Here is a 12,393-nt window from a genome sequence, read left to right as displayed (position 1 = left end):
ACTGTTGAAATAATCCTCCTTTTCTTTACAGAGAAAGGCTTTTAAGATTTGGCGATCGCATTTTTGAACCGAGAATGAAACAGCCCTGCCTTTTTAAGGGGGGATCAAGGGGGGATTAAGGGGGGATCAAGGGGGGATAGAGAGGGTTAGGGAGAGGTGGAGAGGGTTAGGGAGAGGTCAAGATTTAACTAAAAGTTGTAAACAATTTCCCCCAAGTTGTAGGGCCAACAACACCATCAACGGTCAAGTTTTTTTCTTCTTGAAACTGCTTAACAGCATCATCCGTTTTTTTGTCAAATACTCCGTTTTGGTCTACCAAGTAACCCAGTTTTTTTAATGCGGTTTGTACCTGAATAACGTCCGAACCTTCCATTAATTGTTGCTTCAAACGTAACACCCGAGGAACCGGAAAATGACACCAAATTCCGCCACCAATATGACAAACTTCGCGAACGTTATCATAGCTATAACGCACATTTTCGCCACTAGCATTTTTATCATATCCGCCTTGATATCCTAACCATTTTCCGTTCGGATCGTTACAAATCCATTCTTTAGTTGTCTCGTCGTAACCTTTGACAACAATAATATGACCATAGTTTGTGAAGTAACCATGAATAACAACCGGATTTCCTGAAGCAATATGCTGTTTTATGTCATCTTCAGACGCGAATTCTTTGAAGTGGGAATTTTGCAATGCACCTTGACCATATTTTTGTCCCCACTCCCGCAACAATCGCATCAAAAATGTGGGTTGATGACGCGCTTGAGAACCCCCAGTAAATCCGTTTTCCTCATCCCACTGAGTTGTTTTAAGATAAAGAACATCTTCGAGTTGAACATTGCGATTAATATCGTCTGGAGTGCGAGAATCAACCCCGTAATATTTCAGGATCATGGCGATACAAGTTACATTACAAGCACCGCCAGGGTTGTATTTATTGTTGTGTTGGGTGTGGAAAGGAACCTTTAAATTAACTTTGGGTGGAAGGGTTGGCGGAAATTGTTGAGCATCACGACTTCCGCGAGCCGCTTCTGCGTTAAAGATTTCGATTTCACTCGCCAAACAATAGTATTGCTTCTCGATATCTTCGAGAGAAACTGAACGCACATCCACATCTTCTAAAATGACTCGAATGTGATTTCCTTGTAAGTTTTGGGTGTAGTCGCTGATGGATATTTCATCGCCAGCTTTATAAACGAGGAGATCTTCGGATAGCAGTTTTTCGGGAGCAAAAGGAAAGCGTTTCAGGTAGGAATCGGTTTTGAAATGTAGAATGTATTGCATGATTTTTGTTGTGGTTTTGGTGTACTTAATTAACTAATAAGTGGTTTTTACAAGCCTAATGCAGTGACGGTTATCGGCCCAACTAATCCATCTGGATGTAAGCCTTTTTGGGCTTGAAATTGTTTCATTGCTGCATCGGTTTTGAAGTCAAAAACGCCATTGGCTTGAATCTCAAATCCCGCTTTTTGCAATCCGTTCTGAATATAAAGAACGTATTCACTCTGAATTTTAGGTTGAGTTAATTGCAGAAGTTCATACTCTAAAAAAGGTTGCCAAGGTCTGCCCAAAAATAAGGCTCGTTCAGCCATGCGTCGGCGTGTTAAACCGAGTAAAGCCTGACCGCCTGCTTTATTCCAACGGGGAAATTCTTGACTTGCTTCTTGGTGTTTTCCAGCGTTTAAAAACTTCAGCAAGGTTGACTGAAATAACGAACCCGCTCCCAAGTTAAAGCAAAAGGAAACTAAAGCTGAGAATTGATTATCATTAATTTTAACTTGAACCGCATCTTCAACAGCGATTTCAAATTCTTCGATATCTTGACGCAATAATTCCTCGGCTTCCGCTTGAGTAATGGTCATTCCCCAAGACACATTTTTGGTGTGTCCGTAGCCAATGGTCAGTACATTTACAGCATCGATATAAGCTTCAAGTTCGACGCCTTCAAAGGCTTTGATCAGCTTAATTCCTTCTGAATTAATTTTTCGGCGACTGCTGCGAGGGGGAATCACTTCTCCGCGAGGAATTGGGTTAGCTTTTTCAAGGATAAAAGTATCCGCCAAAGTGAACTGCAATACTTTGATTAACAGTTGCACTTTTCCTTGAGTCTCTACAACTCGCAGGGGTTGATTTCCTTCAAATTCACCGACTTGATAATCATCAAAAATCTTCAGTATTCTTTGCATCATTTGAATTCACCCTAATGTTTCTCGTTCCAAGTTCATCCCGTTAAGGAGTTAAGCTTGTGACCTTTTTTCGAGGTATGGCTCTAGAATAGTCAGAGAAACTGCACCCAAGCAAATGGAGCATTCATCGGGCTGAATCAGGCTTCAGTATTGAGTTTGAGCAGTAGGGGATCTCCTACAACTTCGGGGAATCCCCGAACTTTCTTTTCTTAAACATTGAGAACAATCTTATTCTTCGCTCGGCAAATCCGGCTCACGAGGTTTAAGATTTGTTGGCGGGCGATCGCTACTCCAAGCCCACCACATACATCCACAGTGACAATGATAAAACTCTTGCCATTTACGACGATGATTGTCACCATATACAGGAGAACGACGATTGATCCAAACTTGCTGTGCTTCTAAAGAACTTGCAGAACAATTCGGACAGCAAAATTCAAAAGCATGAATTGCATCGGTCGTCCAGTCAGGCGGAGTAGGCAGAAAAGCATCCATTAGTCAAAAATTGGCTTACGCGAGAAATACTGTTACTATTTTGGGCTTATTTTAAGGGATTTTGAATTTTAAATTTGTGAGCTTCCGCTCACTCCTGTACTTTTGTTACCCTCTATACTTGCTTCCCATAAAAAGATCCCAATGCGTCCATTTATCGCTAAGATGCTTGTCATTAGAGCATTTATCAGGCAATATGCCTGTAGCCGGAGAGGTTGTATGGTATGAACCCACTGTTGAACTTGATATCTCTGTTAGGAGTTGCTGTTCTTTGTCTGATCGCCTGGTTAGGCTCGGAAAATAGACGAGTGGTTTCCTGGAATGTGATTATTTGGGGAATCGGCTTGCAATTGCTTGTTGGGTTGGTGGTCTTTGTGTTTGGCCCCCAACTCGTCGAAGGACTCAGTAGCTTACTCAACGCCATTCTAGATGCGTCTGAGGCGGGAGCGAGGTTTCTGTTTGGTGGCTCGAGTTCGGTTCTCGTCAGCGATCCGAATTTTGCAGCCGGCCCTGGCCCTGCTGGTCGATGGATTGCTCGGGCTGTCGGTACGCCCTATGTCGCGGTTCCCGGCGATCGCATTGGCCCGGATAGTCTGAATCCCGGATTTACCTATGTTCTGGCATTTCGCGCTTTACCGCAAGTGATTTTCTTTGCAGGTTTAGTCAGCTTGCTTTATCGGTTAAATATTATTCAGCCCGTTGTGCAAGTGTTTGCGAAAGTTTTTCAGAAAACGATGGGAATTAGTGGAGCCGAATCTTTAGCAGGTGCGGCTAATATTTTTGTCGGAATTGAATCAGCAATTGCAGTCAAACCTTTCCTGCTAGACATGACGCGCAGTGAATTGTGTGCGATTTTAACCAGTTGTTTTGGTTCCATTGCCTCTTCGGTTTTAGCGCTATATGCTGGCTTTTTACGTCCAACGTTTCCCACCATTACCGGACACTTAGTTTCTGCATCTATTCTAACAATTCCTGCCTGTTTTGTGGTGTCAAAACTGCTTGTTCCCGAAACAGGTAAACCCAAAACAATGGGCGGTGTTCCGAAAGATCCAGAAGAAGCCTCAGAAAAGCGTCCGAACCCGATGGATAGTTTAATTGGCGGTGCATTAGATGGAGTCAAAATGGCGGTGGGAATCGCAGCCGCATTAATTGCTATTCTCGGTATGGTTGCCTTGATTAATTTGGTGTTTTCCTCTTTAGCCGATTTGTCTAAGAGTGAATGGATCATTTTGCAACCGATTGGTAGTGTTTTTCAAGTGATTACACTACAAAATATTCTGGGTGCTTTATTTCTTCCTCTAACATTTATCACGGGAATCTCACTCGATTGGCAAGAATTGTGGCAATCTTCAGTCTTAATTGGAAGACGTTTACTCGAAACCAATATTCCCCCTTATCAAGCCTTAGCCCAACTGAATGCGTCAGGTGGATTGAGTAATCGCGCCATGCTAATTGTCAGTTATGTCTTGTGCGGTTTTACTCATTTTGCTTCCTATGGTATTTTTGTCGGAGGTTTATCTTCTTTGATTCCCTCTCGCAGTTCAGAAGTCTCTTCTTTGGGTTTAAAAGCATTATGGGCGGGAACTTTAGCCACATTAATGACTGGGTGTATTGCGGGTGTATTTGACTTTGGAAATCCTGCTGTATTTGGTAAATAAACTCCAATCGGATTGAGGAATTAAAGCATGAAAAAAAACCGACTCAGTTGGATAGCGATCGCAGCGATCACAACGATAACTTTAATGATAATCGGTCAACCTTTGACTGCTGTAAAATCTTCCTTTTCAGTTGTACAAATAGGTTTACCGACTCAAGCCCAACAAGCCTCTCCCTCGCCCAAACCTTCTCCCTCTCCGGCTGCCTCTCCGGCGCCCAAACCTTCACCCTCGCCATCACCAACACCCACTCCGACTCCCACTCCAAACGTACAACCGTTACCCTTGAGTGAGAGTAACTATAAAGATCCTCAAGGTCGATTTCAGATTGGTATTTTAGAAGGATACAATGTCGGTTTTGTGGGAAATTTTCCGTTAATTGAATCTCCCGAAGGCAATTTAGCCTACACCGTTGTCGCCAAAACCCGAGAAAGTAACCGAGCAATTCCGAATCCTAGTTTAGCACAAATTGCCATTGAAACCTTTGAACGGGGTGAAGGATTTAAACCCAATTCCTATCAAGAATTAGGGACAGGTTCGGTCAGACTTCCTTGGACGGGAACTTTGAAAATGGGTGCGAAAACTAAACCCATTCAAGGAACAATTTTAGCCCGTCAGAGTGGGATCTATATTTTTCTCTTGTTAGTCTCTGCAACAGAGGAAAAAGCCCCAGAAATTGATGCAGCAATTGCAGCTTTATCTAATACCCTCAAACCCATAGAACAGTCCAAAAGTTAGTTTATAATTAAGCTAACCGTTCAAGATGTAGCCTCGGTAAAGGCGTAAATCTAATCCTCCATCTTCCTCGAAAATCTACAATTAAAATTGAGATTATCCATGACTCAAGATACTGAAATTAGTCACTTGTTAGACTTAATGCCTGCTTCGGGTCGAATGATCACTAAATTGATCAGCAAACCCCAACAAAAAACAGTGATTGATAGCCCTTTTCCCTTGCCTTGGAAACCGATACGGCAAGTTTTTATCAATTTTGAACTCTGGCAAAATTTATCTCGCTCACAACGAGATTTGCTATTATTGCGAACGGTTTGTTGGCTGTCTAATATTCGCTGGATTAAACTCGATATTAATCAGGGTGTTGCTTTAGCCGGAATTGTCGGAACTGTAGTCGAAATCTCTCAGCAAGATGCGGTAGGAGTCATGTTAGCCGGGAGTTTAGCAGCTATTGGTTTAACTCAAATTTGGAAATCAAACCACAGTTCTCAAGTGGAACTCGAAGCCGATGAAATGGCAATTCGAGTCTCCCTACGACGAGGTTATTTAGAAGCAGAAGCGGCTCGTGCTTTATTACAAGCTATCGAACGAGTTGCAGAAATTGAAGGTCGCACCAGTTTAAATTTTATCGAATTAGTTCGTTCTCAAAATTTACGGACGATTGGTAAACTTTCTTCTGTAGCTGTTCCTGATAGTATTCGACAAGAAACCCGATAATTTATTCTTCTTGTAGAGACCCGTATTGGCTGTTCTTTAGAGCATTCATAGATCTATGTCTCCCAGCATAAAGTGAATCCGTTCTTCCGCGTAGGGGCGGGTTCCTCAAGGATAATTTATGGGATGGAGTAAACCGATATAAACCCGCCCTCTGTTTGAAAAAAGACCCAAATATCACGAAGTTTCGTTCTTTGTGTCTCTGTGTCGAGCGTGGTTTTTCTTCTCTCCCTTTCAGGACTTATGACTAGCTATCAACAACGTTTTAAATCCTCACAGTTTTGGTTTAGAGTAGGAATTATGGTGATTTTTATCATCTCATTGCTGCTGAGATTTTGGGGCTTGAGTCGATTTAATACGTTGGTTTTTGATGAGGTTTATTACGCAAAATTCGCCAATAACTATCTAACTCAAACTCCTTTCTTTAACGCTCATCCCCCTTTAAGTCAGTATATTATTGCCATTGGAATTTGGATCGGTTCTCATTTACCCTTTGGTCAAAATACCGTTAATGATCTTGCAGGTTCAACGCTTTCAACCTGGAGTTATCGTTGGATAAACGCTTTAACGGGTGCATTTATTCCGGTTGTTGCTGGGGCGATTATTTATCAACTGACTTCTCGCCGCAGTTATACCTTTCTCGCGACGCTATTAATGGCTACAGATGGTTTATTTTTAGTAGAATCTCGCTATGCACTCAATAATATTTATATTGTTATTTTTGGCTTACTCGCCCAACTCTTGTTGATTATCTCACTCAAAGTTGAGGGGGTCAAGCGATGGAGGATGTTAGTCGCTTCCGGAATCTGTTTCGGTGCCACTGTAGCTGTCAAATGGAATGGCTTAGGATTTTTACTGGCAATTTTTCTGCTATTAATTGCGGCTTGGATCATTAAATTTGCTTTCGCTGCTTGTGAAAATCTGGCTCTTGTCAGTTCTCACAAATCCCCTCTCGAAAACTTAACTCAGCTATCCATTCCACAGTTAGGCTTAAGTTTAGTTATTATTCCCCTTTTATTTTACTTTATCGCTTGGATTCCGCACCTGCAAATTAGTCCTGAACCCGGACTTTGGGAACTGCAAACGACCATTCTCCAATATCACAAAACCCTCGGAACAGGGCCTGATATTCATCCTTATTGCGCGGCTTGGTATACTTGGCCTTTAACGCTGAGACCTCTCGCTTATTTCTATCAGAGAATTGACAACCTCACCGATCTCGATCCGTCCTTGCCTCCCCCTAGTTTTACACCTGTTATTTATGATGTTCATGCAATGGGAAATCCCCCTTTGTGGTGGTTCTCTGTTGTGGCGATCATTTTAACGATTTGGATGTTATGGGAACGGATCAAAATATGGGTTAAAATAAAACAAGAATCACCAAATCTATCCTCAACTAATCTACAAGCTTATACCCGTTTTCCACCGACAATAGAGTTATGGTTATTACTCTATCTTGTCGTGAACTGGTTGGCAAATTGGGCACCTTGGATAACTGTCACACGCTGCGTTTTTCTCTATCATTATATGAGTGCGTTTGTGTTTGCCGCCTTGATCCTTGCTTGGTGGATTGATCGCTGGTTGCATAGCCATCTCCTCCATTTACGCTTGATGGGGGTGACAGCAGTTTTTTTAATTCTCTTAGGTTTTGTATTTTGGATGCCGATTTTTTTGGGTCTTCCCCTTTCTCCCGAAGCATGGCAAAGCAGAATGTGGCTGCCAAGCTGGATTTAACTTAGATGAGTTTTTTCTCATCTTTTTGATCAAATTCAAGGGTTAAATCATATCCGTATAAAGCAAGCAGATACGGAAAACCGAACTTTAAAAAGTTCTCAAAAATTATGATTTTTTTTCCGGAATGAAACTTCAATTTATGGAAGTATATTAAAGTGACATCAATCACGAATTCCCGCTAGGTTCATCACGGCAAAGTTAGGGATTTTAGTTGATAATACTACATAAGATCAAAACCGAGTTAAAAGCGAGGACAGAAGCGTTATGGACAAACCAGAAAATAAGAAACCGACACCTAAACCCCAAGAAAACTTGAATGACGACGCCAAGCAAATTGATGCGATGGCCAAAGCAATCATTGTCGGTCTCACCTGGTCACTGGCGGGTTTAACAACACCGAAGAAACCAGCTAAAACTCAACAAGATGCGCCTGAAATTTAGGTATAAAACTCACCTAAAACTGAGTTAGGTGAAGCAATTATCGGGTTGCCATTTTGAATCGTTGAGGCTGTTTTTGAGTGAGTAACTGTGCGATCGCTAAACTAATCGGTTGATGAGTTTCTTGCTGATAAAATGTATATCCCGGCGATGGATTAACCTCAAAACAATACCATTCACCATCAGAAGTTTGTCGCAAGTCAATACCCGCTAGAGGAAGTTTCAGGGTGGCAGCGAGTTGTCGGCATCGCTGTTCGATTTCTAGAGGTAAAATATCATTTTTTAATTGAGGATAATCCGTTGTATCATCAGGATAGCGATAATCATCAGCCGTTGAAGCGATCGCACAGGCAAAAACCGCCTCACCCACAACATGAACCCGATAATCTTGTCCGGGAATATATTGTTGAAATTGAGTCGGACACCAAGCAACATTTGCCAAACGTTTGTGATGTTCAGGACTCAAACGAGACACTTTACTCCGAGTCGAACTAATCGACTTATAAATCACACTTCCATGCTGCTTCCAAAACGCATAAACGGCATCCGAATCAGTCGTGACAAGAGTATCAGGAACTTGAAAACCGACTTGACGAATCTGTTGTAATTGGTAGGGTTTAGAATTATTAGAAGCCATCGCACTTGGACGGTTCAAAACCAACGCCGATGTCATTTCTACCCAGGACAATAACGCATCATCAACCGCTACGGCGTGTTGCCAAATTCGACTATTAGAACCTGCTTCTACTACCATTGGAAGACGGCGGGAGTCGTAGGGACGTAAATAGACACCTGTAACTTGATTGAGATCAATTTTGAAGTTAGGCGTGCAAATTTCACCTTCTATTTGACTTCCGACAGAGAGGGTGATTTCCGTTTGTAAAATCTCCCGTTGGTCTAAAAAAACAGTTGGAAAACCCAGATCATTCAACTCTTGATAAACAGTATATAAAGGTGAATCTCCAGGCAATCCCCACAGTAGAGTTAACATGAATTATTTCCCGTTCAAGTATTCTAAAATGGCAATGGTAATCTCCGAAGATTTGAGATTAGGCCATAAATCAGCACTGATAAAATTGCCGCCTGCTTCTGGGTGATTATAGTGAACGACTAACAACTCAACACCTGCAAATTGAGCAAGTTTTTGGGCTTGAGTTCCTAATATTGGGTCAACTTCACCAATATAGCGATCACCAATAACTGTTACACTAACTCGCTCTGAGGGAATTTTTAAGGCTTGGGGTTCAGCATTTAAGCTAATATATTGATGTTGGGTTTCTACAGACATTCCGACTTGAGAAGCTGCATAGATCCACTGTTGATGTCGCCAATTTGTTCCCATTAAGCAAGTCGGTGTAGGTCGGTTCAGAATTGGACAGGAAAGGTGAGCTAACCAAGACCCTAAAAAGGCTGTCATTTCCGCCGCCACATAAGGGCGATCATTCTCGACAATACTCAAGAGTTCTTGTTCAAATACACAAGGTAAACGAGTTAAAACTCCAGTAATTTGTTCGACAGAAATCACTTGATCGTTGATGACAGCCGTTGAGTCTTGAAGGCTTCCGAGATAGTGACGCCACCCAATTTTTGATAAATCATCAGGGGTGAGTAACGTCACATCTCCATCCGTCCAATTTTCCACCCAGAAGCGAGCAGCTTCATCGTAACAACTAGCTAATACGATAAGCATACTCGCCTCTTTTTTATACTTCGTTTAACGCTTGTTCACCAACAGCCGGACGTTCATCAGGAGAGATGAAAGCCTCTCCATTTTGTTCGAGACGTTGTTGAATATTGTCAATGGTTTGAGCCATTAAACCTAGAGATTGTTGAAGTTCGAGATTGGGAAGTGTAATATTGTCTGGATCGGGTTTGCTGATATCAGGAATCTCCCGAACTTTGATATCAGGAATTTCTTTGATTTCCGGCTTAACTTCTTTGAAAACTTTGGGTGAAGTTAGCTGAAATAAACTACTTCCGGTTGCAGTTGGAAGGCTATAAACCAGTTGATCAAACTCAGACAAATTCATCACACCTTTGTTAACAAAGGTACCACGATGTTCGGGAGTGAGCAATACATTAAACTTGCCGAAGTTTCCTCGTAAAAAGATTTCTACATAGCCGCGAACTTCTAATTGATCCTTACCGGGAGAGAGTTTAGTGATGTCCGGTTGTAAAATAACCAAAGCGGTATCGTGAGCCGGAACTGACAGATCATAGTTAAATTTTCTCGGATCAGCAGTTGGTACTAAGTCACCAAATTCATTAACTCCAACAATATCTCGAATGGTAATTGTCTGATCTAAATTTAGGTTAGGTGTTGTCGCAGAAAAGCGTAGTCTCAGGCGTAAAGGGGTATTATTGGGATTAGCGATCGTCAGAAAATAACCTTGTATAACTGTACGAGCAGATCCAGGGATATTACCCTCGACTGGAGTAATGGGTGTTAACAACAGTTCAAACGTTGAAACTAGCATAAAATCCTTAAAACTTTGTGTGGTATGAACTAAAGCCAGATATCTTTGTCTGCCAAGATTAATTGAGCAGTTGCAATATCTTGTTCTTGCTTCCCACTTTAGCGAGTTTGCCAAACGATTGAAAAGTAGCTGTTTTAGGTGTCACCAATTTGAGTTACTCTGTTTGAGCGACAAGAAAATATACTTATTCACAGCGCCAGCCTAACATCCTTAAGCAGTTTGTAGCTTTTAAATCTATTTATCCTGTCCCATCACCACTCCCCAAAAATGCGTTTTAAAGGCGACCTCATCCACCTGAACTTGCATTCTTTTCGCCCAAGTATAAACCTCAAATTTAACAGACTTTGTAGATAGAATTGAAATATCGCTGAAAATTGACACCCAATGACTCGGATAAGGAATGCGTGGGGGTTGATTTCTTAATAATCCTCCGTCGTTAATTAAAGCCAAAGCAACGCCACCCGAATTTAACACCTCGGAAACTTCAAGCATCGCTTTTAAATCTCCAAATAAGTAAGTGTTTTTATACTGATGTTTTTGATAGCCTAAAATTTCTTTCACCCATTCGCAAATTTCCCAAGGTTTCGTCATTCCCCCAAGATTGCGAATAATATCCGGCGAATTCGGTTGAACCGGAACGAGCAAATTTTCTGACTCTCTTAATGTCGATAATATCATCCAATCGACTTGTGGCATTTGATAATTTCCCTCCGCATTTCGCAACTTTTCAGAAGCGGAAATCCAACGTTCACTGCGAGTATGAAAGCCGCCAATTTGAAACAAATTACGACAAATTTTTACATAATACAAAGGATCACGACGAATCAGTTCAAAAATAATCACCGCAGGCCCACAAAAGGGTTGACTTCCTTGGTTTAATGTGAGAGGATTATTAACACGCGATCGCAATTGTGCAATCAGTTGTTTTTTATCGAGTCCCCGCCAAACACCGGGAACTTTCGACTGTTCAAAGGCGGTAATTTCTGCTAAAGCTTGGCGAACTTGTTCGGACTTGGGTAGTTGTGAAACGATCATGGAAAAAGCCAATAAAATCTATTTACTGGCTACTGTGGCACTGAATCAGTTTCCTTCTCCGGCGTTGGAGGACAGAAAATCAACTGGTAGAGTCTCAAAATAAGTTCTTGCAGGTCAAGGGAGTTATTCAAACCGCAGTGAAAGTATTATTTGTAAAGTGCATATTTCCTCTTTACCGGATTGATTTCTTTAAGCCAAAACGGGCTTACCCGTAGAAACCGCCCGTTCAATAATATCGGCCGCCCGTTGAACGCCTCCCGCCCGTTTAATTGCCTCTTGAAGTCTCAAAGCGTTCTGTTTGTAGGAATCTTCCGTTAACAGCTTCTCAACCGCCACCCGCAGTTTAGAAGCGTTTAACTTTTTCAACGGAACGACCTCCCCCGCTCCCGTCCAAGCAATCCGCGACGATACTCCAGGTTGATCGTTGGTAACTGGAATTGCCACCATTGGCACTCCATTGTTTAAACATTCCATTGTTGTATTCATTCCGGCATGAGTAATCATCAGAGTCGCTTTTTGCAAGATGTCTAACTGGGGCGCGTATTTAACAACCAGAGGATTTCCCGGTAAGGCAGGTAAAGATTCGGGTTCTAAAGCGCCACCCAAAGAAATGACCAACTGAGCTTCTAGCCCTTCACAAGCTGAAGCAATCTCTTGAAATGTTCGACTCAGACGGTTTTGTAAAGTCCCCATCGAAGCGTAAATTAACGGTTTCCCCGTCAACTTTTCATAGGGAAAAGGGATCGGTTCGCGGCTGGCAGAAGAATGATAAGGGCCTGTAAAATGAAACCAGGCGGTTGACATACTCCCCATTTCTAAAGAAAGGGGATTCTCCAAGCCTCACGGCTTTGGATTACTGATTCATTGACAACCCTTACAGCAAGCTAGTTTCCTAACCTACTCCAGAGGGGTGAGTCTCCCCA

At 42.1% G+C, this 12,393-nt stretch carries 13 protein-coding genes; 5 read left to right on the top strand and 8 right to left on the bottom strand.

The window, feature by feature from the left end:
* Positions 1–184: 184 nt before the first annotated feature.
* The 3 genes from VB836_RS12690 to VB836_RS12680 all read right to left on the bottom strand — a co-directional run bounded on the left by VB836_RS12690 (position 185) and on the right by VB836_RS12680 (position 2,685).
* Positions 185–1,288 carry a C39 family peptidase gene (locus VB836_RS12690; protein WP_323219653.1) on the bottom strand — a complete coding sequence of 368 codons (1,104 nt, stop codon included), beginning with the start codon at positions 1,286–1,288 and terminating at the stop codon, positions 185–187.
* A 47-nt stretch (positions 1,289–1,335) separates the two neighbouring features.
* On the bottom strand, positions 1,336–2,193 hold the full coding sequence (locus tag VB836_RS12685; RefSeq protein WP_323219652.1) for a glycoside hydrolase family protein: 858 nt from the start codon (positions 2,191–2,193) through the stop codon (positions 1,336–1,338).
* A gap of 225 nt (positions 2,194–2,418) precedes the next feature.
* Entirely contained in the window at positions 2,419–2,685 is a 267-nt protein-coding gene (locus VB836_RS12680; protein WP_046280875.1) for a hypothetical protein, read from the bottom strand.
* Between the two features lie 221 nt (positions 2,686–2,906).
* Between VB836_RS12680 and VB836_RS12675 the strand changes: the two genes are divergently transcribed.
* The 5 genes from VB836_RS12675 to VB836_RS12655 all read left to right on the top strand — a co-directional run bounded on the left by VB836_RS12675 (position 2,907) and on the right by VB836_RS12655 (position 7,961).
* Complete coding sequence (locus tag VB836_RS12675; protein WP_323219651.1) at positions 2,907–4,340, top strand: NupC/NupG family nucleoside CNT transporter; 1,434 nt, start codon at positions 2,907–2,909, stop codon at positions 4,338–4,340.
* A gap of 27 nt (positions 4,341–4,367) precedes the next feature.
* Positions 4,368–5,075, top strand: coding sequence for a hypothetical protein (locus tag VB836_RS12670; RefSeq protein ID WP_046280877.1), 708 nt, complete (start codon positions 4,368–4,370; stop codon positions 5,073–5,075).
* Positions 5,076–5,174: 99 nt separating this feature from the next.
* Positions 5,175–5,789 carry a DUF3318 domain-containing protein gene (locus VB836_RS12665; RefSeq protein ID WP_323219650.1) on the top strand — a complete coding sequence of 205 codons (615 nt, stop codon included), beginning with the start codon at positions 5,175–5,177 and terminating at the stop codon, positions 5,787–5,789.
* A gap of 240 nt (positions 5,790–6,029) precedes the next feature.
* Positions 6,030–7,520, top strand: a complete 1,491-nt coding sequence (locus VB836_RS12660; protein WP_323219649.1) for a dolichyl-phosphate-mannose--protein mannosyltransferase — start codon at positions 6,030–6,032, stop codon at positions 7,518–7,520.
* A gap of 264 nt (positions 7,521–7,784) precedes the next feature.
* Positions 7,785–7,961 carry a hypothetical protein gene (locus VB836_RS12655; protein ID WP_323219648.1) on the top strand — a complete coding sequence of 59 codons (177 nt, stop codon included), beginning with the start codon at positions 7,785–7,787 and terminating at the stop codon, positions 7,959–7,961.
* Positions 7,962–7,998: 37 nt separating this feature from the next.
* Here VB836_RS12655 and VB836_RS12650 read toward each other — a convergent pair whose 3' ends face one another.
* The 5 genes from VB836_RS12650 to VB836_RS12630 form a co-directional block, all read right to left on the bottom strand.
* Positions 7,999–8,949: an ATP-grasp domain-containing protein gene (locus VB836_RS12650; RefSeq protein WP_323219647.1), complete on the bottom strand. Its 951-nt coding sequence runs from the start codon at positions 8,947–8,949 to the stop codon at positions 7,999–8,001.
* A gap of 3 nt (positions 8,950–8,952) precedes the next feature.
* On the bottom strand, positions 8,953–9,648 hold the full coding sequence (locus VB836_RS12645; RefSeq protein ID WP_323219646.1) for a hypothetical protein: 696 nt from the start codon (positions 9,646–9,648) through the stop codon (positions 8,953–8,955).
* Between the two features lie 13 nt (positions 9,649–9,661).
* Positions 9,662–10,435, bottom strand: coding sequence for a hypothetical protein (locus tag VB836_RS12640; RefSeq protein WP_323219645.1), 774 nt, complete (start codon positions 10,433–10,435; stop codon positions 9,662–9,664).
* A 234-nt stretch (positions 10,436–10,669) separates the two neighbouring features.
* Positions 10,670–11,470, bottom strand: coding sequence for a hypothetical protein (locus tag VB836_RS12635; RefSeq protein WP_323219644.1), 801 nt, complete (start codon positions 11,468–11,470; stop codon positions 10,670–10,672).
* A 189-nt stretch (positions 11,471–11,659) separates the two neighbouring features.
* Positions 11,660–12,274 carry a glycosyltransferase gene (locus tag VB836_RS12630; protein ID WP_323219643.1) on the bottom strand — a complete coding sequence of 205 codons (615 nt, stop codon included), beginning with the start codon at positions 12,272–12,274 and terminating at the stop codon, positions 11,660–11,662.
* Between the last annotated feature and the right edge of the window lie 119 nt (positions 12,275–12,393).

The organism is Limnoraphis robusta BA-68 BA1, assembly GCF_034932365.1.
Taxonomy (GTDB): Bacteria; Cyanobacteriota; Cyanobacteriia; order Cyanobacteriales; family Microcoleaceae; genus Capilliphycus; species Capilliphycus robustus.
The sequence above is the reverse complement of the archived record's forward strand: the minus strand, read 5'-3'. Positions and strand labels throughout refer to the sequence as shown.